Below are 24,871 nucleotides of genomic sequence, written 5' to 3'. Positions count from 1 at the left end.
CAACAAAGTGACGCCGGTCCGAGAGTAGCTGTGCGCCGGAGACAAAGGGGTGAAATCCCTTCCAATCCCAGGGTGTTCACCACGATCGCACGATTCGCCACAAGATTGCCGAGGTCATTAGCTCGGCACAGCACCCGATCGGACCCGACATTTGTCATGACGGCGCGTCGGGGATGGGAACTACCCAATGCTCGGACAGCACCTGCGCATGCACGTAACCCACCCTATCGAGATTCGCCGGGTCTGGAAGGTCGTCCGTATTTCCTTCGGCAGCGAGGGCGATCAACGGCTCGTCGCCGCATTTCCTTCGGTAAAGCGGTGGATCGACGGGGCGATGCGCGGTGCGCCCGCCCCGTCGACCATCCGAATCAGCCGCGAGTGAGCTTGCGGTGTGTAACCCGGTGCGGGCGAGCCGCTTCCGCGCCGAGGCGCTCGATCTTGTTCGCCTCGTACGCCTCGAAGTTGCCCTCGAACCAGAACCACTTCGCCTCGTTGTCCGAGTCGCCCTCCCACGCGAGGATGTGGGTGCAGGTGCGGTCCAGGAACCAGCGGTCGTGAGAGATGACCACGGCGCAGCCGGGGAACTGCTCCAGCGCGTGCTCCAACGAGCCGAGGGTTTCCACGTCCAGGTCGTTGGTCGGCTCATCGAGCAGGATCAGGTTTCCGCCCTGCTTGAGGGTCAGCGCCAGATTCAGCCGGTTGCGCTCACCACCGGAGAGCACGCCCGCCGGCTTCTGCTGGTCCGGACCCTTGAAGCCGAACGCGCTGACATAGGCACGCGAGGGCATCTCCTGGTTGCCGACCTCGATGAAGTCCAGACCGTCGGAAACGACCTGCCAGACGTTCTTCTTCGGGTCGATGCCGGCGCGGTTCTGGTCGACATAGCTGAGCTTGACCGTCTCGCCGACCTTCACCTCGCCGCTGTCGGGCTGCTCGAGTCCGACGATGGTCTTGAACAGCGTGGTCTTACCGACACCGTTCGGACCGATGACACCGACGATGCCGTTGCGCGGCAGGGTGAACGACAGATCCTTGATGAGCGGACGCTCGCCGAAGCCCTTGTCCAGGTGCGAGACCTCGACGACGACACTGCCCAGACGCGGACCTGCCGGAATCTGGATCTCCTCGAAATCCAACTTGCGGTGCTTCTCGGCCTCCGCCGCCATCTCCTCGTACCGTCCGAGACGGGCCTTGTTCTTGGCCTGGCGGGCCTTGGCACCGGAACGCACCCAGGCGAGTTCTTCCTTGAGCCGCTTCTGCAGCTTCTGGTCCTTCTTGCCCTGGACCTCCAGGCGCTGCGCCTTCTTCTCCAGGTAGGTGGAGTAGTTGCCCTCGTACGGGTAGGCCCGGCCACGGTCGAGTTCGAGGATCCACTGGGCGACATTGTCCAGGAAGTACCGGTCGTGGGTGACCGCGAGCACAGCGCCCTGGTACTGCGCCAGATGCTGCTCGAGCCAGAGCACCGATTCGGCGTCGAGGTGGTTGGTCGGCTCGTCGAGCAGCAGCAGGTCGGGCTTGCTCAGCAGCAGCTTGCAGAGCGCGACGCGGCGACGCTCACCACCGGAGAGCTTGGTGACCGGCTCGTCCGGCGGCGGGCAGCGCAGCGCGTCCATCGCCTGCTCCAGCTGGGAATCGATATCCCACGCGTCGGCGTGGTCCAGATCCTCCTGGAGCTTGCCCATCTCGTCCATGAGCTCGTCGGAGTAGTCGGTTGCCATGAGTTCGGCGATCTCGTTGAAGCGATCCAGCTTCACCTTGATCTCGCCGAGGCCCTCCTCGACATTGCCGCGAACCGTCTTCTCCTCGTTCAGCGGCGGCTCCTGCTGCAGGATGCCGACCGTGGCGCCGGGTGCCAGGAACGCGTCGCCGTTATTCGGCTGGTCCAGTCCGGCCATGATCTTCAGCACGCTGGATTTACCGGCGCCGTTCGGGCCGACGACGCCGATCTTGGCGCCGGGAAGAAAGTTCAAGGTGACATCGTCGAGCACGACTTTGTCGCCGTGCGCCTTGCGAACCTTCTTCATCTGATAAATGAACTCAGCCATATACACAAGCCTATCGGTCAGGGGGACGATGGAATCGGGCAGAGCCACCCACCACCCCGGGTCGATTCGGGCCGGGCGCCGGGGTCTGCCCGGGCCGGATCTGCCGTGCTCACGCGCGACACGCGTGCGATCAGGCGTCGACCGGCTCCGGTTCAGCGCTCTGGGTGGATGCGGAAGGCACGGTCGCTGCGGTCTCCCCCAGGTCTTGGCCAACGCGTGCATCATCCTCAGCGCTCGATCCGAGACAAGTATTCCGTATCACGCCGTTCGGCCCCGACCCGGTCCTGGTCTCCGATCGCCGAGTGACCTGGGCGGTGCACCGTGTCAGATCGGGCCCGACCGCGGTGGCCCGCATCTCCAGATCCCGGCGTTCCACGCCGTCCCTGGTCCGGTATTCGTGTGAGCGCAACTGTCCGTAGACGATGACCGGGTCACCTCGCCGTATCGATGCCGCCACCCCGTGCACCAGCCTGCGCCAGCAGCTGATGGTGAGAAATAGCGTGCCGTTGTCCACCCACGCGCCGCCTGCCTGATCGAACCGCCGTGAGTTGCTCGCCAAGCGGAAGGTCAGCACCCGCTCCCCATTGCTCAAATCCCGCTGCACCGGGCTGGTGACCACGGTGCCGACCACGGTAGCCATCGCTTCGTACATGATGTCGCCCCTTCCCATCCGGATCCGGGCTCTTCGCCCCGGCTCTTCCTCCCTCTCGCGAGGGCCCCTTCAGCGTGCTCGCCGTGGAGCCCCCGTGGAGCCCCGGATGTACGAATGTGGACAACTTTCACGGATGTGGACAAAGGCCGTTTCGCCGAAACGTACGGCCAGTTCCGGCTCAGACCGCGCCCTCCGCCGCTACCTCGCTGTCAGGATCGCCGGCCGGATCAGGAGGTAGTGAGATCGGTGTTGGCGCTGCAGAGGACGACGACCGGGCGTTCGCCGGGCGGCGGCACGTAGACGCCGCTCTGGATGGCGGCGAGGGCCGCGGCACCGGTGAATTCGACGACGATGCGGAATTCCCGCCACAGGTAGTCGCGGGTGGTGGCGATGGCGTCGTCGGTGACCAGCAGCGAGCGGACGTCGTAGCGTCGGGCGATGCCCAGCGCGATATCGCCGATTCGGTCGGCGCTCGAGGTCCTCGGGCGGCGCAGACCCGGCGCACGATCGACACCGAGCGCGGTGTGCAACATCGGCAAGCCGGCCGATTCGATGCCGATCACCCGTTGCCTGCGCCCGAGCGCGGCCGCCACCCCGGCGACGAGTCCCCCACCACCCACGGCGACCAGCACCGACGGCCGTCCGCGCACCTGCTCCTCGAGTTCGAGTCCGACCACCCCGGCCCCCGCGACCACCGCGGGCAGGTCGTCGGCGTGCAGTCGCAGGGCACCACGCTCGACGGCCAGATCCCCCGCGTAGCGGTAGGCCTCGGCGTATGTGGTTCCGTGCCACAGCACTTCGGCGCCGTGCGACCACATCGCGGCCACCTTGGTGTGCGGCGCGGACTCCGGCACCACCACCGTGCAGGCCTTGCCGAGCTGTGCGGCCGCCAGTGCGGCGGCGATGCCCGCGTTACCGCCCGAGGCGATCACCACCTGATCGACGGACGCGGTCGCCTCCAGCAGTGCGTTGAAGGTGCCTCGCACCTTGAAAGTGCCACCGTGCTGGAGGTATTCGAGCTTCAATGTCACCGGCACCGGACCGTTCGGTCCCGCGACGGAGGTATGGAAAACCGGTGTCTTGCGTATCCGTCCGGCCAACCGTTTACGCGCCGCGCGCACGTCCGATCGGTACACCCGATCGGCTGCGCCGATTTCGTCCACGCTGGGCTCATTCACGCTGAATTCCTTCACAACGTGCGCCTGCCCGCTCACGATTGTCTCTCTCGGCATTCGCCGTCACACTCACAGCCACTGGTTCGCTCACTCACGCTCAACGGCGCTCCCCACACCCGAGCGTCCGGATCCATGGTGCCCGAGCGCGACGGGTTCCGCTCATCCACCGCTGCGTCTCGCGCACTCGGCCACACGGCGAGTGTGCCCGCCGGACTCCGCAATTCGTGCACGGATCACCCGCGGACGGTGTCGCGCCGGCCCCTCGTCCGGTCACTCACTTGGGTACCCCGCGGTCGCGTTTCGCCAGCTCCGCGAACATCGCGTTATGGGCAGCGAGGTCGGCGTCGTGATCGCGGTCCGCGGCCCGGTCGATGCGTTTGGCCAGCCGGGCGTCGCTGCGCGACCACTGGATGAGCAGCGCCAGCATGACCACCACCAGCGGCACCTCGCCGCTGGCCCAGGCGAAGCTGCCGCCGGTGCGCTGATCGCCGAGCAGGTCGGTATTCCAGCCGAGGCCGAGACTGCGGAAGAACCAGCCGCCCATCACCGTGGTCATGCTCATCAGCGCGATTCCGAAGAAGGCGTGGAAGGGCAGCGAACCGAAGACCATCGCGAGCTTGGTGAGCGGCTCCACCCGGCGCGGCTTCGGATCGATGCCGATCACCACCCAGTAGAAGAGGTAGCCGCTGAGCAGGAAATGGATATTCATCAACAGGTGCGCGGCGTGCGAGTCCACGAACGAGTCGTAAATGCCGCCCATGTACAGCGCGTAGAAGCCGCCGACGAAGATCACCGACGCGGCGATCGGATGGGTCACGAAGCGCGACACCGGATTGTGCACCGCCGCCAGGATCCACTCGCGCGGTCCGGGTACGCCGTCGCGCCCCGCGGGCGGCAGCGCCCGCAGCGCCAACGTCACCGCGCCCCCCAACGCGAACAGGATCGGCGCCAGCATCGACAGCGCCATGTGCTGGCCCATATGCACGCTGAACACGGCGGGCGAATACCGCCCCAGCCCCGAGGAGGTGGCGAAGAGCAGCACCGCGCAGGCCGAGAGCCAGGCGACGGTCCGGCCGACCGGCCAGGCGTCACCGCGCTTGTGCAATCGCCGCACCCCGAGCAGGTACAGCACGGCGAGCACGATCGCGAGCGTGCCGAAGATCAGATCGAAGCGCCAATCGAGGATCAACCGGATGACCGTCGGCGGCCCGGCCAGGTTGTAGCCGAGTTCGACCTCGGCCGGGCTCGGCACGGTCTTCGGTGGCGGCGGAGGGGTGCGACCGAGTCCTACGGCGAGGCCCATGGTCGCGGCGAAGATCAGCGCCTCGACCCCGCCGAAGCGGATCAGTGCGGCGCGGTCGCGCGGGTCGGCGGCGAGTGCGGGCAGCGCGGCCCGGCGCTGCAGGTATCCGAAGACACCGAGCACGATCAGAGCGGCCGCCTTCGCGAGCACCAGCTTGCCGTAGGTGGTGGTGAACAGCTCGTCCAACGGCACCCGGACCCAGGAGTTGATCACACCACTGACCCCGATCACGACGAACGCGAGGGTCGCGGTCAGCGAGAAGCGGCGCGCGGCGATATCGGAATGCGCCTCGCCGCGCATCGCGTGCGCGAGCACCGCGAACAGGCCGCCGACCCATACCGCGGCCGAAACAAGGTGCAGGATCAGGCTGTTGGTCGCCACATCGTGTGATCCGCCCGAGGACGAATGCCCGGTCAGCGCCAGCGGCATCATGGTCACGATCGCGCCGCCGAACAGCAGCGGCGTCCATCCCCAGCGCAATGCCAGCCGACAGCCGACAGCCAGGATCAGCGCAAAGACCACCGTGGTTCGCCAGGCCCCGGCCAGCTCCACCTGGCCGATCGCCCGCCACAGTTGCTCCGGCCGCCACACCTGACCGACCGGTTGCCCTGTGGTATCCGACACAGTCAGCGGCACGAGCAGCGCCGCACAGCAAGCCCAGACCATGGCGAAATTCGAGGCGCGCCGCACCGCCCGATACCCACCGACATCGAGCAGCCCGTTCGCTTGCGGCGGCACCAGGAAGGCCGCGAACAGCAGTGCGCCGACGGTCAATGCCGCCGAAAGATCGGCGAGCGCCCGCACGGCGGGCAGTCCGTAGGTGGTCATCGGTCCCGGATCCGGGATGCCGAGCAGATTCAGCGCCTGCGCCGCCGACAGCCCGACCACCAGCGCCGCAACCACCGCCGCGACCGCGCCGACCACCACCGTCAGCGTTGCGAAATTCCTCGCCGAGCCCGACCGAGCGGTATCCGATCCCTCGGTCTCGGCGGGCGTGTCCTGCGCTGACGACATACGACTGAGCGTAGTTGGACAGATAAGACATGGCCCGTTCGGGCTCGGACCGATAACCTGTTCCTCGAGCTGACCGGCACGGTCGGCCCGCCCTGCTATTCAACCGAGGTGAACGTTGCTGACGCTAAGAATCTAGTGAGCTGGACGGTCGCTATACTTTCCGTGCTGGACAACCACGGCCAACGTCGGCCAATGTGGAACCCGCTGCCTCCGTAGCTCAGTTGGATAGAGCAAGGGCCTTCTAATCCCTAGGTCGCAGGTTCGATTCCTGCCGGGGGCGCTCCCAGGATGTAGCTGCGCCGATGCGCGTAGCTACATCAATACCCAGACCCTACTGCGCTCAAACAGGTAGGGATTCTCGCGCGCAGGATGGCGAGATAGGGCCGGATCTCGAGTCGCTGTCGGAAGAGGACCTGGACCGCTCCTGTGATGCCGCGGGGTGGACTGTCCGAGAACGGCGCCTGAAGGGCGCGAGCATCACGACCGACCATGCTCACGATCGTCCGGATGGGCAGGTGCTCATAACCGAGAAGCAGGTCTATGACATCCACTTCTTCGCGCGTGACATCCTGCCCACGACTGTGACGGGAGTCCGTGCCGGTGGCGCAGGGCCGGTTCTTGCGGCTGGCCGGACTGTTGATCGCGAACCTTGGGTCACCGGTGCCGGGGGAACCGGGATCGATCGTCGACAGCCTTCGATGGAACTTGCCGAGACTGGTTGTCATCGCCAGTTTCTCGGAGCACGTGGTTCACATGAACCTGGTGAATCCGAAGTGGCAGCAAGATCAAGACGACTGGGATGAGCATCTGAGAGATAGCGACGATGGCGAGGGATAGTTCCTCGATTCACGTCTTCTGCAACGGTTTACGCCCGGCCCGCATCTTCCACGCCTTATATAACGCGTACACGACGATCCATGCCGGAACGCACAGCAGCCAGAGCAGGTCGTACAAAGCCTGAGCAGAGGTGGGGTACACAGTCGGCTTCATACTGAGCCTGATCAGCTGCGTTCGCGCGCTGACCGTCTCCCCCTCGCGCACCCCGAACAACCACACTTCACGGCCGTCGCCGACGATCCGCCCGATGCCGTGATCGCCCTTGCCGAAACCCGTGCTGCCCGACGAACTCTTCGTGACCTGCACCTGCACCGTGTCCCCGTAACCGGCGAAGTAGGCGAGCGTATTCACCGGCGGTAGAAGCACGAATAGAGGACAAGCCGCGAAGAGCAGCAACATAACGACAAGCAAGATGTTGACGATCGCTGCCCGCACCCGGTGCGGTGCCTTCTGGTTCTCGATCATCTGAAATTCCCTCCCCGAGAAAACAACCCGCCCTGATCGACGTCGCTACACGGTATCGCCTTGCAAGCGGTCATCCCAAAGTCGGAGGCGTCTGCCGGGACCACCGGTGGCCAGGGGTTGTCGTGCAGATTTCGGTCGACGATCGCGGTTCCGTGGAACCAGCCGTGGGGCCGGGGGTCTCGCGGGCATCGATGTAATCCAGGTGCTACCAGGACCACATCCCGCCGGAGGGATACGGGCCGATCCGCGGCCTCGGGTCGGCCCGCTGCCGAGCCACCGGCGCCGATCGAGCGGACGGCCATCCGGCGGACCAGTGGGGCGGACTCGGTGAGGTCCGTACACATCGGAGGCTACCAGGGAATTGACGTACTGGCCGGGTCCTTTCACCGAGATCATCACCCCCGCCCGGCACCCCGCGATCGAAGTGCCTGCGCCGGTGTGGAAGAGCTGGGTACCTGATTTCATCGGCCGCGTCGACAACGGCGCTGAACGACGTTCCGGGCGGGAACTGCGGGAGATCGGCGAGGACGTCGGCGGATACGCCGAGGGGAACCGGAGTCACCGTCACCTCGATATCGGGGCGGACGAAGATCAGGACGGCGCCAGTCTTACCTACCGATCCGACCGGAGGACCGCACCCGGGGTCAGCCGCGGTCGCGGAGTTCGGTGTGCGGAGAGGCACTGTGCCGGTGGCCCTGTGGTTCACAGAATCAAAAGTCAAACGGTCCGTTGTCGGCCACTTTTCGTACCAAAAGTTCAAATATGCAGACTTCGCTGAGTTGCGAAGCCCCCAATCCGGCTGTAACCCTCACGAGACGGCTGCGATTACTCATACAGTTCAACTTCCTCGATCGCAGCAACATTTGAGCGATGCCGATTGCGGGTACTCACTCGGGGTGATCGACGAACACTAGGCGCGAACTACCCGTTCGCGTCGATTCGGGACGAATACAGCGCGGCCTCGGACGTTGCCATGACAGGCAGCCCCGGGCGCCGCACCCATCGCACCGGCGAAGGGCACGGATCAGCGATCTCTCAGCCTTACCAGGATGTGGAGTCAGCAGTGGTAGTCACGACGCAGCGAACAGAAGCCCGATACGGCCTCGGCGAATTGCTCACCGCAACCGCCGCCGGGGATCGGGAAGCCTTCACCGAGTTCTATCGAGCAACCAGACATCGAGTATTCGGACTCGCCGTACGAATCGTCCGAAGTCCCACGATGGCCGAGGAGATCAGCCAGGAGGTCTATCTACAGGCGTGGATCAGCGCACACCGCTACGACGACACTCGCTCCGCCCCGATGACCTGGCTGATGATGCTCACGCATCGGCGCGCCGTCGACTTGGTGCGGTCCGAACAGGCCAGTACCGATCGGGACAGCACCTACGGTGCCTCGGACTTCCAGCCGGGGCACGACACCGTCATCGAACAGATCGACCAGAAATTGGACCACCAGTCCGTCCGCGACAATCTGGCCAAGCTGACGGCACTCGAGCGCGAGTCGATCGCCCTCGCCTACTACGGCGACCGCACCTACCGCGAAGTCGCCGACCTGCTCGGCATTCCGCTACCAACGGTCAAGAGCCGCATCCGCTGCGGGCTCAAGCAGCTGGAGCGGCGCCTCTGCGACAATTGAGACCACATCGTTCGACGCGGTGATCGGCGGCGGGCGAGTATGCTCGGATCCCATCGGGCGCGAGCGCACGACGGTATCGAGTGCACGCCGCGTCGCGAGGTCGGCGCACACGGGGTCGGGTGTATTGCTACGGCACACAAGCGAATTCGGGGAGGTGGCCCCGCTGTGAGCGAGCAGCAGCGGTCGTTGGTCTACGCCAACGTCGTGGAGTTCGTCGAGAACTACCTGAGCCTCGTCTACCGCCGCCAAGTGAACGATCTCAGCGATACCGTCTGGTGCCCCGAATGGTGGAAACACGCCGAAGCCGTCGCGCGACTCGACGCGCTGTGGCGCGCCTGGGAGTACTACCGGCTCGACGGCAGAACCGGTTTGAGCGTGTGGTTCCTCGATCACGCCGACCCGCACATCAGGAGCCTGATCGACCAACGGGGTCCGTTCAAGTACTGCAGTGTCCACCGAGGACACCAGGACATGCTCCAGCCACTGCCGTTGAAGTCACCGGCGATGGATGTGTTCCACGACCCGTCGGGAGTCGACGAGCGGGGCGTCAGCATCTACGCGAGTGTGGTGGAATTCGTCGAGAACTACCTGAGCCTGGTCTATCGCCGACAGGTCCTCGACCTCAACGACACCGCTTGGTGCCCCGAATGGTGGCGCCATGCCGAAGCCGTCGTACGTCTCGACGCCCTGTGGCGAGCCTGGGAACATTACCGGCTCGAACCCTCCACCGGCCTGAGTGTGTGGTTCCTGGACCACGCCGACCCGCATATGTACAAACTGATCGACCAGCGCGGGCCGTTCCGATACTGCAATGCGCAGAACGGACACCAAGATCTGCTCGGCCCTCTCCCGTTGCGGCCGCCACCTCCGGAGCTGTTCCGTGACATCACCCGGGATACCGCCGACACCGTTCCCGGCAGCGCGGAGACTTCCGGCAGCACAGCGACTTCCGGGAGCGCGGAGACCTCGCGCTACACCGACGTCGCCGCCTTCGTCGAAAACTACTTGAGCCAGGTGTACCGACGCCAAGTGAACGATGTCAGCGATACCGTCTGGTGCCCCGAATGGTGGAAACACGCCGAAGCTGTCGGGCGACTCGACGCCCTCTGGCGCGCCTGGGAACACTACCGACTCGATGGCAGAACGGGTTTGAGCGTGTGGTTCCTCGACCACGCCGACCCGCATATGAACACGCTGATCGACCAGCGCGGCCCCTTCAAGTACTGCAGTGCCCGCAAGGGTCACCAGGACATGCTCGGCCCGCTGCCCCTCAGCTCACCCATGCGGGCCATGTTCGCGGATCCTTCGGTGGCCGACTTCGACATCTGATCGCACGGGCGTCGTGGCCCTACTGCCGACACGACGGCGGAACCGTGGTCGAATTTCACGGCCTCCGGTAGCGTCGTGGACGGTTCATCGTTCTGATCACCGGGGGTGAGCGATATGGTCGCGACGGCACAGATATCGATCTCGGACGACGCCGAATTGCGGTCGTTACGCACACTGTTGTCCGCGATTCCGGGTATCGAGGTCGTCCAGATTTCCGGTCGCGCCGAGCCGGGACAACTGGGGTTCCTGGACATCCTGCAGATCGCGGCCCCCAGTGGTGGCGCGATCATCGTGGCCGTCAAGACCTTGCCCGAATTCATCAAATCGCGACGCAAGGATGTCTCGGTGACGGTCAAGGTCGACCGGCGCGGCGAACGTGAGGTCGTCGTCACCGCGGCCAATGCGGACGACGCGGTGAAGCTGATCGAGCAGGCCCTGGATGCCGGACGCGATTGACGGGGATTTCTCGCGATCGCAGGCCGTGCTGATCGGCACCTGGGATTACGACGATCTCGCCCCGGTCCCCGCGGCACGGCACAGCCTCGAGCGCATGCGGTCGCTGCTGACCGGTCCGCTGTGCGCTTGGCTGAGCGATCGGGTCTTCACGGCATCCAATCACCGACTGCCTCAGGACCTTCCCGATCTCCTGGTCGAGAAGTTCGAGGAGGCAACCGATGTCGCACTGTTCTACTTCGTCGGCCACGGTCAGATCGATCCCGACGACCAACTCTGCCTCGCACTGGGCGAGACGAGTACGAAGCCGACACGTCGCCGAACGACCAGCCTGACCTTCGAGCATGTCAAACACGCGTTTCGAATGAGCGCGGCGCCGGTCAAGATCGCCATCCTGGACTGCTGTTTCGCGGGTATGGCCGTGGATCAGGCGGGCAGGCTCTCTGATACGCCCGGACTGCCGCAATCACCGCCGGGTACCTATCTCATGATGGCCAGCGGTCCGTATTCGACGGCGTGGTATCAACTCGCGGGTGAGCACCCGCAGCCTCAGACCTATTTCACCAAGAGCATGATCGATGTGGTCGAACGCGGAATTCCCAGTCAGGCACCGGGACTCACCATCGGCGACATCTTCGACAGAACCGCGGATATTCTCGTCCGCGACGGCAAGCCCGAGCCGGGATGCCAAATCTTCGACCGTGCCACGCATTTCGTCTTCGCACGCAACGCCGGAACCCGGGCGACCACCGGCTGGCTGCCCGTCGACGCCAAGGCCGACTCACTGGCCACCAGCGGTGAACTCGCCCCGCTCACCGACGCGACAGCTCGCACGAAGGCCGGCGAACTCGGTCTGCGACTGACCGATGACGACGAACCGGGCGTGCGAATCGGCATTTCGGTATCCGGCGGCATGACAATGTACGGCTCCTATGAGCAGACCCACCTCGATATCTGGGGACTGCGCCAAGGGAAGACAACCTCGCGGGTGATCCCGGCGGTCCTCGACGCTCCGGGGCCGGTCTTCGTGGCATCCAGTCGACGCGACGTCGTCATCGCCACCCGCGAGGTGCGCGAGGAACGCCGCCCCGGAACAACTTTCGTCTTCGATCCGCAGGATGTCTCCGGCGAACAACCCAGCTGGTGCTGGGATCCGATCGCCTGGGTACGCGGCGGGTCACGCGAGGATTTGGCGCGTGCGGAGATTCGGGCGGCGAAACTGGCCGCCCACTTCGCCCACAGCGTCGACGGCCGCGACGAGAAGTCCGACGCGTCCTTCGATCCCGAGGGTGAGGACCTGCTGGTCGGACTGATTCTCGCGGCGGCGGTGGCGCGTCGTTCCATCCGCGCGGTCTGGGAGTGGCTGTCCGACACATTCGACGATAGTCCGGTGCAGATCCTGATGGCGTCCGCGCCGAACCGCAATCTGCCCGCCGCGCTCGGGCTGCGCGCCCAGTACAACACCGACGTCCGCACCCGCAATCGCATCTTCGGGGCGGCCAAACGCATGGCCCGGTGTCTGCAACTGTCGAGCATCTATCCCTGGGTGGAACAGGACGGCAGTCGCACGCCGTTGGACGAAGCACGATTCGTCGAAGAGGGTGGCACGCTGTACGCGCTGTCACTCGAAGGTCGCGGCAATGCTTCGCCCTTGGTCAGCGCACTGGCCGAGGCCGTGTTGGACGCCGCGACGAATCAGGCGGCTCGATCGGATCTCGGCCGCTTGCCGACGCCCATGCTCGCGGTCTTCGACGAGGCCGCGCATATGGTGCGCTGGCGCGACCTGCCACGGCTCTATCGCCGTTTCGGCTCCAGCGGGATCGTGGTCATGACATTGCTGCAATCGTGGGCGCAAGGCGTTCAGTGTTGGAGTCCGGACGGAATGGCGGCCCTGTGGGCGGCCGCCGATATCCGGGTGATCGGCGGCGGCCTGGACGATATCGCATTCCTGCGTGAGCGGTTCGAGGCGATGGTCAACGATAACGTGACGCCGGAATCCACGGGGGAACAACCACTTTCGAGTTCGCAGCGCGCGGTCCAGTTCTCCGTATCCGATTTCGTGTCCTTGCCGAGGGGACGGGTCGTGGCGTTTCCCTCCGGGGGCAAGCCGGTGTTGATGCGAACCGTGCCGTGGTGGGAAGGTGAGTACGCACATCGCGTCCGCGAGTCCTATGCGCGGCAGCTCGCCGTCTCCTCGACCTGGGCGGAGGATATCGACGAGACGCCGCCATCGTGAGCCGTCACGCCGGAGAAGCATCTGAGCGCACCTGGCCAGTCCTGGTAAGCCGATGGCCGACCGACTCGCTCTACACTGGCACCGTGCGTTTTCGACGGCTGATAGCCCTGTCCATGCTGGCTCTGATCACCCCGCTGGGTGTGGCCGCCTGCTCCGTGGAGGGGCCGGGAAGTAAGGCCGACTGCAATGTCGGCGGTTGCACGGTCACCTTCAACCGTGGCGTGAACGCCAAGGTCAATGTGCTCGGTGTGGACGCAGAACTCGTTGCCGTGAACGGTAATACGGTCACGCTGAAGGTGGGCGGTCAGGAAGTCGCCGTGCCGGTCGGCGAGACCCAGCCCACCGACGGCATGAATGTCACGGTGCAGGAAATCACCAACGACAAGGTCGTGGTCAAGATCTCCACCGGGATCACCACCAACTGACCCGACGACGGCATCAGGGCCGCGAGGTCGGCCCGTTTTCGTCGGTGTGCCGATTCTGCTCGATGGACCGCGACTTTCGCGCCGTGCGCTCGATACGTTGATCGTCGGGTACCTCGTAGCGCCGTAGGTACAGGCCGAGGAATGCCTGCACGGTGGCCGTGGCCGGAATCGCGAGCAGTGCGCCGACCGCGCCGAGCAGTGACCCGCCCGCGAGTACCGCCAGCAGCGCGACCGCCGGATTCACGTCGACCGTGCGGGCGGTGATACGCGGCTGCAAGAGGTAGTCCTGGAACAACTGGTACAGCACGACGAAAATCAGGATCCATACCGCGTCGATCGGGTCGACGGTGAGCGCGACCAGGATGGGCAGCACACCCGCTAGGTAGGTGCCGACAGTGGGAACGAACGAGGCGATCACGCCGAACCAGATGCCGAGCGCGAGAGCATCCGGGATATCGAGTATCGCCAGGAAAACCCCGTGCGCGATGGCGGAGATCGCGGCGAGCAGTGCACGGCTGTAGAGATAACCACCGGTCTTCTCGACCGCGAGATCCCAGGCGTGCAAGACCGCGTCATGACGTTCCGGCGGCAGCAATGAGCACACCGAACGGCGCATCCGGGGGCCGTAGGCGGTGAAGTAGATACTGAACAGCGCGATCAGCAGAAAGCGGAAGAGCCCGCCCAGAATCGTATTGGACAGCCCCCAGGCATTATGCGCGGCCCGTTCGGCGTAGCCGGTGAGGACATCGGAATCCTGTAGCAGGCGGTCCCGCAATTGGGTGACCGTGAACTCCTGGTTGAACGTCCGGTTCACCCAGTCGACCGACTCGTTCAACAGCCGCGGCATTTCGTTGACGACATTCCCGACCGTCTCCACCAGCAGCGTGCCGAGTGCCGTGCTGAAGGCCGCCAAACAGGCGAAGAGCACGACGAAGACCAGCCCCGTGGCCAAACCACGTGGCATGCCCCGCACGGCCAAGTTGTCCACGGCGGGTTCCATCGCGAGTGAGACGAAAAAGGCGACCAGCACGACGACGAACAATCCGAGTAGCCGGTGCACGGCCCAGTTGCCGAGTTCGAACAGTCCGAGCAGGACGAACGCCAGAACCATCGCCCGGGGCAGCCAGATCGGCATCCGGCGCGCCCGGTCGTCCGCCGCGGTCACCGAGCCGGCGGCGGGTTCCTCGTCGGCCTGCGGATGGTCGGCCACGAACCCAGTGTGGCCCACAGACCAGCGAATTCGCGGTTGCGACGCACGGCAGCGCGACGGTGTGCCGGAATGCCGCCCGATAGGCGTGTGGGGCGGTGTCGACTGGCGAGAATCCGTTGAGATATGGCCATCACGCCACTTCTCATGATCAACACCGCTGCCTACCGTCAGCAGGTGACCAAATTCCTGCTCTCGGTGCATGTACTGGCCGCGATCATCGCCATCGGACCGATCACCGTGGCGGCCAGCATGTTCCCGGCCGTCGCCCGCCGCGCCGCGACCGAACCCGAACCGGGCCAGCAGATCACCATTCTGCGCACCCTGCACCGCATCAGCCGCGTGTACGCCTTCATCGGGGTGATCGTCCCGGTCTTCGGATTCGCCACCGCCAACAGCCTGGGCGTCCTCGGCGACACCTGGCTGATCGTCTCGATCGCCCTGACCGCGGTCGCCGCGGGAATACTTGCGCTGTCGGTCCTCCCCCGCCAGGAACGAATCCTCGCCGACCTCACCGCGACACCCCCCACCACCGACCCCCGCTCCCGAGCCCGACTCGCCATGTACACCGGCGCCTTCAACCTGCTCTGGGCAACCGTCACCGTCCTGATGATCGTGCGCCCCGGCTCCACAACCGGCGCCTGATCCCCCCGCTGCCCGACTACGGGGTAGCGGCGATCACCCGCGTCTTCAGTCCTCCACCGCGAGCGCCTGTCTGATTGTCAACCTCCCCTGGGTCTGCATCAGCGAGCGGCGGTAGATCTTCTCGGCGATCAGGACGATGCCGTAGGCGGCGGCCGCCATGATGAGCAAGGAGAGGACGGGTTCCCACCAGCTCGCGCTGCCCTCGGCCAGCCGGCTCGGCATGGCGACGATGGAGACGACGGGCACGTAGGACGCGATCACCCGCCCGGTGCCGGTGAGGAAGATGCCGGCGAACAGCACGACCATGATCAGAATCGATAGTGGTGTCGCGGTGGACTGGAGATCTTCGCTGCGTGTCGCCAGCGACCCGGCAACGGCCCACATGGCCGCCAAGGCGAGGAAGCCAACGACGAAGAAGATGATGAACCAGCCTGCCGCACCGCCGATCTGGCGAACCTGATCGCCCTTGCCGGTGGCGTTCAGTCCGATCAGGCCCGCGCCGACGAAGAGTGCGAGCTGACCGAATGCCATCGCGGTATTGCCGATGATCTTGCCGATCAGCAACTGCCGCAACGGGATCGCGCTGGCCAGAATTTCGACGATGCGGTTCTGCTTCTCCTCGATGACGCTCTGCGCGATGGACATGCCGAACAGGAACGAAGCCATATAGAACAGGAAGGCGAAGACGAACGCCACGATGCTCGCCAGCCCGGGATCGACCACGGACTCGTCGAGCAGAACGTAGGTCACCGCACCGCCGCGGCCGAGCTGATCGAGTGATATGCCCGCGGCGGCGGCATTACGCTGCACGGCGAGTTGCTGGGCGGCGGCGGTCAGGTAGGTGGCGGCATTGTCGTCCTCCGCGGCCTTGCCGACCAGTCGCCACCCTCCGGCGTCGACGGGTACCAGGCCGACGTCGACGGCTTCGCCGCGCACCTGTTGTTCCACCGCCGCCGTATCGGCCGCCATCCGTGCGGTGAATACGACATTCTTGTCGGCACTGTCGGCGAGCGCGTTGGCGGTCTCGACCACCTGGTCAGCCCCCGCACCCGCGACAGCGACGTCGATCTTGTCGGTACGTCCGTTCGCGAACCCGCCGATGACCAGTGATGCGACGATCGCGACGATGGTGATGAGCGTGGATACGAGGAAGTTCCGGTCGCGTAGCTTCACCGCAATCTCGCGCACGGCGACAATCCGCCACACACCGCGTGGCGCGGAGTCCGGAGTACTCATATCCGTGCCCACTTCTCGGTCGCCGCGCTCGCTCACGCCGTCACCTCCCGGTAGATATCCGCCACCGACTGGTGTACCTCGGCCAACTCGTGCACCGAACCACGCGACAATGCCGCGGCGAGCAATTCATCGGTCGTCGCGCCGGTCAACTCCAGCAACGCACTCGAACCGTTCGTCTCGAGCACGCGCACCCCGGTGTACTCCGCGAGCCAACTCGCGTCCGCGCCGAGCACCAGCCGGTATCGCGTCCGATCACCGGCCCGCAGTTCCGCAACCGACCCCTGGCCGACCACCCGACCGGCCGCGAGAATCACCAACTTGTCGCACAACCGCTCAACCAGGTCCAGCTGATGGGAGGAGAACAGCACCGGAACGCCCCGGTCGGCGTACTCGCGCAGCAGCTGGGCCATCGAGTCGACGGCGCCCGGATCCAATCCCGAGAACGGCTCGTCCAGAATGAGTGCCGATGGCTGCGCGATCACGGCCGCCGCGATCTGAACCCGCTGCTGGTTACCCAGTGACAGCGACTCGAGTTTGTCTTTGCTCCGATCGGCGAGGTCGAACCGCTCCAGCAATGCGGTGGCCCGCGACCGCGCGTCGGCGGCGGTGAGGCCACGCAAGCGGGCCAGGTAGACGAGTTGATCGACCACCGGTTGCTTCGGGTAGAGGCCGCGCTCCTCGGGCATGTACCCGAACGACCGCCGGTCCGCCACCGTCACCGGCCTGTCCCGCCACAGCACCTGCCCACCGTGGATGGCCAGTACGCCCATGATCATGCGCATTGTCGTGGTTTTGCCCGCGCCGTTCCCGCCGACAAATCCGGTCAGGGCACCCGGGGGTACGGGGAACGACACATCGTTCACGGCCACGTTGTCGCCGAACCGGCGCATCAGCTTCGCGACTTCCAACATCGAACTCCCCTGTCTCAGCTGTCGGCCCCACCCTACCGACCGCGAATTCCGGGTACCGGAATTGTCGCGGCGATCGGGCGGCACGTCCCGCCCGGTGCCACTCCGCGGTGACCGGCCCGCGAACCCGCCTCGCATTGAGTAAAGTAAAGGTAATGCATAGTTAAGGTTAGGGTGTGGGGTGAACGTTGAAGTAACGCCGCTGCCGGGAATCGGTGTGCGCAAAGACTTTCCACTCGAGGGTGCGCGTCGCCGTATCGGGGTCGTCGATCACCGCGACGGCACCATGGATTTGATATTCACCAAAGAAGGCGATCCCGATACGACGGTACAGATTCCCCTGTCGGGCAATGAAGCTCGAGTATTGGCCAATCTGCTCGGCGCACCGCAACTGGTGGCGCAGCTGCGCGAGGAACATCGCGATATCGAGGGGGTGAACACCCGCACGCTCCCGGTTCACCAGGGATCGCGTTACGACGGACGCACCCTTGGCGAGACCGAGATGCGCACTCGGACAAGAGTATCCATCGTCGCGGTGATGCGCGCCGGGCAGGTACACGCCTCCCCGGGACCCGAATTCGGGTTCACCGCGGGTGATCTGCTGATCGCTGTGGGTACCAGCGCCGGGCTCGACGCCGCGGCCGAGCTACTAGCCAACGGCTGATCTGTGGTCGTGGATGGAACCGCGCTGGCACTGATCCAGTTGGGGGCGGTGTTCTTCGGTCTCGGGGTGCTCGGACGTATCGCGGCACGGATCGGCCTCTCACCGATTCCGCTCTATCTGCTCGGCGGGCTGGTATTCGGGAAGGGCGGTCTGATCGAGCTGCACGCGGTCGACGAGTTCATCCACCTGGCCAGCGAAATCGGCGTAGTGCTGCTTCTGCTACTGCTCGGATTGGAGTACACGGCGGCCGAATTGGTCACGGGAATGCGAAGATCCTGGCCCGCCGGGCTTCTCGATCTCGTGCTGAACGCCACCCCCGGCGTCCTCGTCGCCCTGATGCTCGGCCTGGGATTCACCGGGGCGATCGCACTGGCAGGCGTCACCTATATCTCATCCTCGGGCATTGTCGCGAAGGTCCTCAACGACCTCGGCAGGCTCGGCAACCGCGAAACCCCGATCATCCTCTCGATCCTGGTATTCGAAGATCTCGCGATGGCCGCATATCTGCCGGTGCTGACCGCGGTGCTGGCCGGTGTCGGACTGATCGCCGGACTGACCACGCTTGGCATCGCACTCGTGGCGGTGACCGTCGTGCTGGTGGTCGCACTGCGCTACGGCAAATATGTTTCGGCCGTCGTCGCCAGCGACGACCGGGAGATCTTCCTACTCAAACTGCTCGGCGCCGCCCTGCTGGTGGCGGGGCTCGCCTCGGCGGTCCAGGTCTCTGCGGCGGTCGGCGCGTTCCTGCTCGGCATCGCGATCTCCGACTCGACCGCGCACAATGCGACCAAGATCCTCGAACCACTGCGCGACCTTTTCGCGGCCATGTTCTTCGTACTCTTCGGGCTCAGTACCGATCCCGCGAGCATCCCGCCGGTACTGGGCTGGGCGGTCCTGCTCGCCGTGGTCACCACCGTCACCAAGATCGCCACGGGCTGGTGGGCGGCCCAGCGCGCGGGCGCAAGCACACTCGGCCGGGCCCGCGCGGGTACCGCGCTCGTCGCCCGCGGCGAATTCTCCATCGTCATCGCGGGTCTCGCCGTCACCGCGGGTGCGCTACCGGGCGAATTCGCCGCATTGGCAACGACATATGTGCTGCTCATGGCCATTCTCGGCCCGATCGCCGCACGGGTGGTCGAACCGATCACCCGATTGATGATGGACCGGCCCAAGCGGCCGCAGACCGAACCCGTCCCCGACTAGTCGCGAGACGACCCGGCGCGCAGAACCGTCACACGGCCGACAATGTGCGCCGGGTCACACCCATTGACCCAGTGGCGCCGATGAATCCCGGCGCTTCGCTTCGTCCATACCCCTGAACGCATACAGCGCGGGGAATTTGGACGAAAGGCACCGGATCATGGAGACCATCACCACCCCTTCCGGAATCGAGATCGCATTCGATCGCTACGTCGGCGGCGATGCCGGGACCGTCATTCTGATCGGCGGCGCATTCAGCTTCCGGAAGTTCCCGAAAATGGTGGAACTGGCCGAGCGTCTCGCGAACGAATACCGCCTGACCGTCATCAATTACGATCGGCGCGGCCGCGGCGACAGCAGCGATTCGCCGGGCGTCTACAACGTCGACAACGAAATCGACGATATCGCCGCACTGGTCGACGCGGTCGGTGGTTCGGCCGCACTCTTCGGGTGGTCCGCGGGCGCGGGGCTTGCGCTGCTGGCGGCGGCCTCCGGCCGGATTCCCGGCATCACCCGGGTCGTCGCCTTCGAACCGCCGTTCGTCGTCGACCATGAGAACTTCGTTCCCCCAGCCGATCTGGACGTGACATTGCACGCGCTGATCGCCGCCGATCGGCGCAGCGAGGTGGTGCGGTTCTACATGACCAAGGGCATGGGCATGCCGCGCGCCTTCGCCGCGATCATGCGGTTCACCCCGATGTGGAAGGACCTGCTGGCCACATCCAGTGCGTCGGCGCACGACTGGGCCATCATGGGTCCCTATATGCGCGGTGCGGCGCTCGATGCCGCCGACTGGGCCGGGGTCACCGTGCCGACTCTCGTTATGTCCGGCGAAAAGAGCGGTGCGCTGCTGCGCACCGGCGCCCGCGCCATTGCCGCCGCACTGCCCAATGCCCGGCACCGCGAGCTGGCGAAACTGAGCCACAACCCGAATATCGCCATCATGGCCCCGGCCGCTGGCGAATTCCTCACCGGAACGGCGGAATACGCCGACTGGGCGCCGTCCACCACCGAACGCGCATAGCACCGGTCAGTAAAGGAGAATTCGATGCGCAAGATCACGGCAGGTCTGTTCATCTCGCTCGACGGGGTCGTCGAGGAACCACAAACCTGGCACTTTCCGTACTTCAACGACGAAATGGGCGCCGCGGTAGGCGAGCAGCTCGGCACGGCCGACACTCTTCTGCTCGGCCGCAAGACATACGACAGCTTCGCGGGCGCATGGCCGGACCGCGAGCGGGCGGGTGGCGCTGACGCGGGCATGGCCAAGACGCTCGGCGATGCCCGCAAAATCGTTGTCTCACATCAGGACTTGACATTCTCTTGGCGCAACTCCGAGCAGTTGCGCGGTGATCTGCTCGAATCGGTCACCGCGCTCAAGGAGCAGCCGGGCGCGACCGATATTGCCATGAGCGGTTCACCCTCTGTCGTGCGGCAACTGCTGGCGGCGGGCCTGATCGACGAACTTCACCTGCTGGTGCACCCCATCGCGCTCCAGACGGGCGCGCGGTTGTTCACCGAGGGCGCCCCCGTCCCGCTGCGACTGCTCTCTTCCGCGACCTTCGGCACCGGTGTCGTGCACCTGATCTACGGACCCGGTGCACGGCGCTCCGCCGACTACGACGATGCCAAAGTCCATCTGCCCCAGTCGGATCACTAGGCCAACGAACCCCCAATACCCGGAAGTGGATCAATGAAGACAATCACCAAGACACTGAGTGCCGGTGCCGCACTGGCACTGTCCGCGATGCTCGTGACCGGATGCGGCGCGGACCAGACTGCCGACGCCGCGAGCTCGGCAACGATCTCCGCCGCGGCGGACTTCCACTCCGACAAGCCGAGCGCCGACGGCAAAGGCTTCTACGCCCCGATCAACGGCATGCAGATCTATTACGAAATCCACGGCACGGGTGCTCCTTTGGTCCTGCTGCACGGTGGGCTCAGCACCGCCGACGCTACCTTCGGCGCATTGCTGCCCGAACTCGCCAAGACGAGGAAGGTCGTCTCCGTCGAACTTCAGGCACACGGGCATACCGCCGACATCGACCGACCACTGCGCTATGAAACGATGGCCGACGATGTCGCGAGCTTGATCACCCATCTGGGCCTCGGACAGGCCGATGTACTCGGGTATTCGCTCGGTGGCGGTGTCGCACTGCAACTCGCCGCACGCACTCCCACCGTGGTCGACAAACTTGTCGTCGCTTCGGCCCCCTACCGCAGTGACGGCTGGCTGCCCGAGACCAGGGCGGGCATGGCGGCCATGAATCCCGGCGCCATGCTGGACAGTCCGATGCACGCGCTCTACGCGCAGACCGCGCCGAAACCGGGCGACTGGCCCGCACTGGTCGATAAGACACGCACCCTGCTCGGTGCAGACTACGACTGGACGTCGCAGATAGCGGCGATCAAGGCACCGACCCTGCTCGTGTCCGCCGAATCCGATGCCCTCTATCGCGAACACGTCATTCAGTTCGCGGGCCTACTCGCCGCGGGTTCCCGGCTCGAGATCATCCCCGGTACAACGCATTACGACCTCATGTACCGAGCCGATCTGCTGCTCCCGCTCATCGCCCCGTTTCTCGACGCACCGACCAGTCGATAGCTCTACCTCGGAGCGGCCACCTCCAGATCGTCGATATCTCGGGGACAGGCGACCCGACCATCATGACCGGCCGCTCGACCGGCTCCGGTCAGCCGGGGGCGATGGCGGTGATCAGGGTGCGGTTGGCGCTGGTGCTGGTGGTGATGAGCTGGGTGAAGGTGGCCGGCTGCTGGCCTGGAACCTGTTGGGTGAGACGAACTTTCCAGCGGGCCGGGCTGTCCTCGCCCTCGGCCCGGGTGATCTCCACGCAATAGAGGGTGCCGAGCGGGATCTGGTTGATGCCACGCTGGATCTGTTCGGCCGCCGGAACCGAGGAGTTGTCGGCGACCACCGCGCGGGCCGCGTACCCGGAGCGCTGAACGTAGTAGGCGCGTTCGAAGGCGAGGATGGCGGAGGGTCCGTCGGTGGTGCCGCCGGGGTCGGTGCCGGAGACGATCTCCGGGGTGCGGCGCTGTTCGCATCCAGGGGTTGCGATGACCGCGGGCTCGCCGGGGGCCGAGGTGGTACGGGCGGCCGCGGTGCGCGACGATGCGGGCGCCGGTGTGGTGGCGACGACGGTCCGCTTCTGTTTGCCGGAGCCGTTGACGGCGATCAACACCACCGCGACGAGCGCGACGACGATGCCGACCGCGATCAATGCGCCGAGCACCCGGTTACCGCCTCCGGCCTCCTCCGGTGTACGGCGTGGATGACGCAGCGCGACACCGGGATTGCCCCCGGTGCGGTCGACGATCGAGGGAACCCGCTCCTCCGGCCCGTCGTACGCCGCGGTGTCGGTCTCCTCGGAGCGGGTTCGAAGCCGGAGCTGCGGCGCCGCCGCCTGCGCGGGGGCGGGTGTGGTTCGCGGCGCCGGATCGAGCCACTGCTCCCACTCCCCCGATCGCTGGGTTCGGCCCGGCAGCGGATCGGGGTCCGGCAGCGGCACCGGTTCCGGAAGGGGCGGGGGTGCCGGCAGCGGCCCGGTCGCCGGTGGCACCGGTGCCTCCGTGGCAGGGCGCGCCTGCGACCGCCGCCGCTTCGGTTGCTTGCGCGCGGGCTGGCGCAGCATGGGCAGGCCGGTATCGAACGGGTTGTCCGATCCGGGGCTCGGTCGTCCGGAATCAGACGAAGTCATCGCCGAAATCGCCGATGACGGCGGCCGGAACAGTCACCGGATCGGCGTCGAACGACGCGGCCGGTACGGTCACGCCGAGCTGGCCGTCCTTGGGCTTGTGTTCCTGGTCGTTCCCACCCGCGGGGGGTGGCATGGCCACACCGCCGGTCGGTCCGTGCTGCGGAGAGTTCTCCGGCGCGGACGGTCTCGGGGTGCCCGATCCATTGGATTGCGGAGTCGGCGCGAAGGGCGCTTGGGGCGCGGGCACCGGTCTGGGATCGGAGCGCTCCGCCGTCGACTGCTCATCCTGCGACGGTGGCGTCGTACCTCGATTGGCGCCGGGCCCGGTCGAGGACTTGCCTGCGCCGCCACCGAAGTCGAATTGCCCGGTCCCGGTCTTCGAGTTGGAGCCGCCGTTGTTGTCGCCGGTGGTGCTGCCGGGGTGGATGAGCTCCGGAATCGCCTTGTCGATCACCTTATCCGCGGACGCGGCGACGGTATCCATGGCGTGCGTGCCGACTTCGACGATTTTGTCGATGAGGTGGGTGCCGATATCGACGCCCGCGCTGATGGCCGCGGTCCCCAGTTGAACTCCGGCCGAGACCAATTGCTGCTGCAACTGGAACTGCGCCGCCTGCACCGGATCGAGCTGCTGCCCGTTGGTCCCCGGAACCGTGGCGCCGGGTACGTATTGGCTCTGATACGGGTTCTGGTACTGATTCGAGTTGATGCCGGAGGGCGAGGTGACGGTGAGCGGTCCCATCGCGTCCAGCCGCCGGGTGTGGTCATCCATTTCCGACCGGGTGGACTGCACGGTATTGATGGCATCCCGCAGCGCCTGGGCGCCACGCTCGATGACGGCGTCGGTATCGGGAGAAGCCGTGGCGACACCGAGGATCCGCCGGGCATCCCTGCGGAAGTCGGCAATGATCTGGTCGACCTTCTGGGCGCCACGCGAAGTGGTGGTCTGCGCGTCGGCGAGCACCTCGAGGTACGCCGGTCCGCGGTCGGAGATCTCGCCCAACTCGGTCTGCGTGGTGCGCAGCGACGGCACCGCGAGATCCGCGGCATTGGAGCTCCAGGTCGATTCCAGCGCGTACAGGCCGTCACGGTGCGGACCCTCGGTATCGGCGGCCCGGGTGGATGCCGCCGCGAGGGCGCCGGTGATGGCCTGATCCGGGGTACCTACTCCGGTGCCGAGCGAGGCGCGCAGTTTCAGGATCGGCTCCACCAGTGCGGCCACGATCGGCGGATCGACGGTGGGGTCGAGAGTTCTGGCGGAGGAGGCGTTGTCGTCATTGGAGCCTCGTCTGCGTAATCGCCTCATGCCAGCTCCTCGCGGGTCTTGCCGAGACCGCCCGCGGTCTCGGCATCGACATCCTGCGCGTCGGCGCTGTAGTCGCGCAGCACTCGGCCGTAGGCCGCGACCAACTGTCCCGCGGTCGACAGCGCTTGCGAGTGCTCCTCGACGGCGGCGCTGAACCGGGCCGCGAACTGGGCGCCGACCAGTCCCAGGTCCGCGGCCAACCGCTCCGGGTGCACCGCGCCGGCCGCGACCGCAGCGGCCGAGGCCAGCTGTTGCGACACGGTATCCGCGGTCGTGGTGTAGGCGGCCACCGCCGCCGGGTCGAGCTTCAGCGCGTCCACTGTTCCCCCTCACGGAAACCAATAGTTCGATGTCGCGGCATGATTCGACACATCGAGAGTACTTCGCCCCCGGACATCGCGCTCCCGATCCCCCGA

The 24,871-nt window shown here is 65.9% G+C and carries 23 protein-coding genes and 1 tRNA gene; 12 read left to right on the top strand and 12 right to left on the bottom strand.

Annotated features, from left to right (window positions below; translation table 11 throughout):
- Positions 1–368: 368 nt before the first annotated feature.
- The 4 genes from ettA to AB0H61_RS10425 all read right to left on the bottom strand — a co-directional run bounded on the left by ettA (position 369) and on the right by AB0H61_RS10425 (position 6,189).
- On the bottom strand, positions 369–2,045 hold the full coding sequence (gene ettA, locus AB0H61_RS10440) for an energy-dependent translational throttle protein EttA (RefSeq protein WP_357301562.1): 1,677 nt from the start codon (positions 2,043–2,045) through the stop codon (positions 369–371).
- Between the two features lie 130 nt (positions 2,046–2,175).
- Positions 2,176–2,697 carry a single-stranded DNA-binding protein gene (gene ssb, locus AB0H61_RS10435; RefSeq protein WP_357301559.1) on the bottom strand — a complete coding sequence of 174 codons (522 nt, stop codon included), beginning with the start codon at positions 2,695–2,697 and terminating at the stop codon, positions 2,176–2,178.
- 227 nt (positions 2,698–2,924) lie between these two features.
- Complete coding sequence (locus tag AB0H61_RS10430; RefSeq protein ID WP_357301557.1) at positions 2,925–3,875, bottom strand: serine/threonine dehydratase; 951 nt, start codon at positions 3,873–3,875, stop codon at positions 2,925–2,927.
- Positions 3,876–4,146: 271 nt separating this feature from the next.
- Positions 4,147–6,189, bottom strand: coding sequence for a cytochrome c oxidase assembly protein (locus AB0H61_RS10425; RefSeq protein ID WP_357301554.1), 2,043 nt, complete (start codon positions 6,187–6,189; stop codon positions 4,147–4,149).
- Between the two features lie 206 nt (positions 6,190–6,395).
- Between AB0H61_RS10425 and AB0H61_RS10420 the strand changes: the two genes are divergently transcribed.
- A tRNA-Arg gene (locus AB0H61_RS10420) sits at positions 6,396–6,469 on the top strand.
- A 37-nt stretch (positions 6,470–6,506) separates the two neighbouring features.
- On the opposite strand, the gene AB0H61_RS10415 is transcribed toward AB0H61_RS10420, so the two are convergent.
- Both AB0H61_RS10415 and AB0H61_RS10410 read right to left on the bottom strand, forming a co-directional pair.
- Positions 6,507–6,914, bottom strand: coding sequence for a hypothetical protein (locus tag AB0H61_RS10415; RefSeq protein ID WP_357301551.1), 408 nt, complete (start codon positions 6,912–6,914; stop codon positions 6,507–6,509).
- Between the two features lie 121 nt (positions 6,915–7,035).
- Positions 7,036–7,491 carry a hypothetical protein gene (locus AB0H61_RS10410; RefSeq protein WP_357301548.1) on the bottom strand — a complete coding sequence of 152 codons (456 nt, stop codon included), beginning with the start codon at positions 7,489–7,491 and terminating at the stop codon, positions 7,036–7,038.
- Between the two features lie 1,063 nt (positions 7,492–8,554).
- Here AB0H61_RS10410 and AB0H61_RS10405 point away from each other — a divergent pair.
- The 5 genes from AB0H61_RS10405 (at position 8,555) to AB0H61_RS10385 (ending at position 13,570) form a co-directional block, all read left to right on the top strand.
- Entirely contained in the window at positions 8,555–9,127 is a 573-nt protein-coding gene (locus AB0H61_RS10405) for a sigma-70 family RNA polymerase sigma factor (RefSeq protein WP_357301545.1), read from the top strand.
- A 165-nt stretch (positions 9,128–9,292) separates the two neighbouring features.
- Complete coding sequence (locus AB0H61_RS10400; RefSeq protein WP_357301542.1) at positions 9,293–10,456, top strand: DUF4913 domain-containing protein; 1,164 nt, start codon at positions 9,293–9,295, stop codon at positions 10,454–10,456.
- Positions 10,457–10,570: 114 nt separating this feature from the next.
- Positions 10,571–10,912 carry a hypothetical protein gene (locus AB0H61_RS10395; protein WP_357302271.1) on the top strand — a complete coding sequence of 114 codons (342 nt, stop codon included), beginning with the start codon at positions 10,571–10,573 and terminating at the stop codon, positions 10,910–10,912.
- Positions 10,896–13,145: a TraM recognition domain-containing protein gene (locus AB0H61_RS10390; RefSeq protein ID WP_357301539.1), complete on the top strand. Its 2,250-nt coding sequence runs from the start codon at positions 10,896–10,898 to the stop codon at positions 13,143–13,145. The genes AB0H61_RS10395 and AB0H61_RS10390 overlap by 17 nt, the downstream gene beginning before the upstream one ends.
- Positions 13,146–13,228: 83 nt before the next feature.
- Positions 13,229–13,570, top strand: a complete 342-nt coding sequence (locus AB0H61_RS10385; RefSeq protein WP_357301537.1) for a hypothetical protein — start codon at positions 13,229–13,231, stop codon at positions 13,568–13,570.
- 13 nt (positions 13,571–13,583) lie between these two features.
- On the opposite strand, the gene AB0H61_RS10380 is transcribed toward AB0H61_RS10385, so the two are convergent.
- Positions 13,584–14,780 carry an AI-2E family transporter gene (locus AB0H61_RS10380; protein WP_357301535.1) on the bottom strand — a complete coding sequence of 399 codons (1,197 nt, stop codon included), beginning with the start codon at positions 14,778–14,780 and terminating at the stop codon, positions 13,584–13,586.
- 174 nt (positions 14,781–14,954) lie between these two features.
- Between AB0H61_RS10380 and AB0H61_RS10375 the strand changes: the two genes are divergently transcribed.
- Positions 14,955–15,422, top strand: a complete 468-nt coding sequence (locus tag AB0H61_RS10375) for a DUF2269 family protein (protein WP_357302268.1) — start codon at positions 14,955–14,957, stop codon at positions 15,420–15,422.
- Between the two features lie 45 nt (positions 15,423–15,467).
- On the opposite strand, the gene AB0H61_RS10370 is transcribed toward AB0H61_RS10375, so the two are convergent.
- The gene (locus AB0H61_RS10370) at positions 15,468–16,694 is read right to left on the bottom strand and encodes an ABC transporter permease (RefSeq protein WP_357301533.1); all 1,227 of its coding nucleotides are present in this window, start codon (positions 16,692–16,694) and stop codon (positions 15,468–15,470) included.
- The gene (locus AB0H61_RS10365) at positions 16,691–17,569 is read right to left on the bottom strand and encodes an ATP-binding cassette domain-containing protein (RefSeq protein WP_357301530.1); all 879 of its coding nucleotides are present in this window, start codon (positions 17,567–17,569) and stop codon (positions 16,691–16,693) included. Before AB0H61_RS10365 ends, AB0H61_RS10370 begins: the two co-directional genes overlap by 4 nt.
- A gap of 178 nt (positions 17,570–17,747) precedes the next feature.
- Between AB0H61_RS10365 and AB0H61_RS10360 the strand changes: the two genes are divergently transcribed.
- The 5 genes from AB0H61_RS10360 to AB0H61_RS10340 all read left to right on the top strand — a co-directional run bounded on the left by AB0H61_RS10360 (position 17,748) and on the right by AB0H61_RS10340 (position 22,035).
- The gene (locus AB0H61_RS10360) at positions 17,748–18,230 is read left to right on the top strand and encodes a TrkA C-terminal domain-containing protein (RefSeq protein ID WP_357301527.1); all 483 of its coding nucleotides are present in this window, start codon (positions 17,748–17,750) and stop codon (positions 18,228–18,230) included.
- A 9-nt stretch (positions 18,231–18,239) separates the two neighbouring features.
- Positions 18,240–19,433, top strand: a complete 1,194-nt coding sequence (locus AB0H61_RS10355) for a cation:proton antiporter (RefSeq protein ID WP_357301524.1) — start codon at positions 18,240–18,242, stop codon at positions 19,431–19,433.
- 157 nt (positions 19,434–19,590) lie between these two features.
- Positions 19,591–20,454, top strand: coding sequence for an alpha/beta hydrolase (locus AB0H61_RS10350; RefSeq protein ID WP_357301522.1), 864 nt, complete (start codon positions 19,591–19,593; stop codon positions 20,452–20,454).
- A gap of 24 nt (positions 20,455–20,478) precedes the next feature.
- Positions 20,479–21,090: a dihydrofolate reductase family protein gene (locus AB0H61_RS10345; protein ID WP_357301519.1), complete on the top strand. Its 612-nt coding sequence runs from the start codon at positions 20,479–20,481 to the stop codon at positions 21,088–21,090.
- 33 nt (positions 21,091–21,123) lie between these two features.
- Positions 21,124–22,035 (top strand): alpha/beta hydrolase, encoded by a 912-nt coding sequence (locus AB0H61_RS10340; protein WP_357301517.1) that lies wholly within the window; start codon positions 21,124–21,126, stop codon positions 22,033–22,035.
- Between the two features lie 88 nt (positions 22,036–22,123).
- Here the strand turns inward: AB0H61_RS10340 and AB0H61_RS10335 are convergent, their stop codons facing one another.
- Genes AB0H61_RS10335 through AB0H61_RS10325 form a run of 3 tightly spaced genes read right to left on the bottom strand, consistent with a single transcriptional unit; the run spans position 22,124 to position 24,775 of the window.
- The gene (locus AB0H61_RS10335) at positions 22,124–23,149 is read right to left on the bottom strand and encodes a hypothetical protein (protein WP_357301515.1); all 1,026 of its coding nucleotides are present in this window, start codon (positions 23,147–23,149) and stop codon (positions 22,124–22,126) included.
- The gene (locus AB0H61_RS10330; RefSeq protein ID WP_357301512.1) at positions 23,136–24,455 is read right to left on the bottom strand and encodes a hypothetical protein; all 1,320 of its coding nucleotides are present in this window, start codon (positions 24,453–24,455) and stop codon (positions 23,136–23,138) included. The genes AB0H61_RS10335 and AB0H61_RS10330 overlap by 14 nt, the downstream gene beginning before the upstream one ends.
- Entirely contained in the window at positions 24,452–24,775 is a 324-nt protein-coding gene (locus tag AB0H61_RS10325; RefSeq protein ID WP_357301509.1) for a hypothetical protein, read from the bottom strand. Before AB0H61_RS10325 ends, AB0H61_RS10330 begins: the two co-directional genes overlap by 4 nt.
- Positions 24,776–24,871 lie beyond the last annotated feature (96 nt).

Source organism: Nocardia sp. NPDC050710, assembly GCF_040654375.1.
In the GTDB taxonomy this organism is placed as follows: Bacteria; Actinomycetota; Actinomycetes; order Mycobacteriales; family Mycobacteriaceae; genus Nocardia.
This window is presented reverse-complemented; position numbering and strand designations above follow the sequence as displayed.

Bases quoted from the DNA above. Each gene is read 5' to 3' on its own strand.
- ettA (WP_357301562.1), bottom strand. From the start codon at position 2,045: ATGGCTGAGTTCATTTATCAGATGAAGAAGGTTCGCAAGGCGCACGGC.
- AB0H61_RS10410 (WP_357301548.1), bottom strand. From the start codon at position 7,491: ATGATCGAGAACCAGAAGGCACCGCACCGGGTGCGGGCAGCGATCGTC.
- AB0H61_RS10350 (WP_357301522.1), top strand. From the start codon at position 19,591: ATGGAGACCATCACCACCCCTTCCGGAATCGAGATCGCATTCGATCGC.
- AB0H61_RS10390 (WP_357301539.1), top strand. From the start codon at position 10,896: ATGCCGGACGCGATTGACGGGGATTTCTCGCGATCGCAGGCCGTGCTG.
- AB0H61_RS10345 (WP_357301519.1), top strand. From the start codon at position 20,479: ATGCGCAAGATCACGGCAGGTCTGTTCATCTCGCTCGACGGGGTCGTC.
- AB0H61_RS10395 (WP_357302271.1), top strand. From the start codon at position 10,571: ATGGTCGCGACGGCACAGATATCGATCTCGGACGACGCCGAATTGCGG.
- AB0H61_RS10425 (WP_357301554.1), bottom strand. From the start codon at position 6,189: ATGTCGTCAGCGCAGGACACGCCCGCCGAGACCGAGGGATCGGATACC.
- ssb (WP_357301559.1), bottom strand. From the start codon at position 2,697: ATGTACGAAGCGATGGCTACCGTGGTCGGCACCGTGGTCACCAGCCCG.
- AB0H61_RS10365 (WP_357301530.1), bottom strand. From the start codon at position 17,569: ATGTTGGAAGTCGCGAAGCTGATGCGCCGGTTCGGCGACAACGTGGCC.
- AB0H61_RS10340 (WP_357301517.1), top strand. From the start codon at position 21,124: ATGAAGACAATCACCAAGACACTGAGTGCCGGTGCCGCACTGGCACTG.
- AB0H61_RS10415 (WP_357301551.1), bottom strand. From the start codon at position 6,914: ATGACAACCAGTCTCGGCAAGTTCCATCGAAGGCTGTCGACGATCGAT.
- AB0H61_RS10330 (WP_357301512.1), bottom strand. From the start codon at position 24,455: ATGAGGCGATTACGCAGACGAGGCTCCAATGACGACAACGCCTCCTCC.
- AB0H61_RS10335 (WP_357301515.1), bottom strand. From the start codon at position 23,149: ATGACTTCGTCTGATTCCGGACGACCGAGCCCCGGATCGGACAACCCG.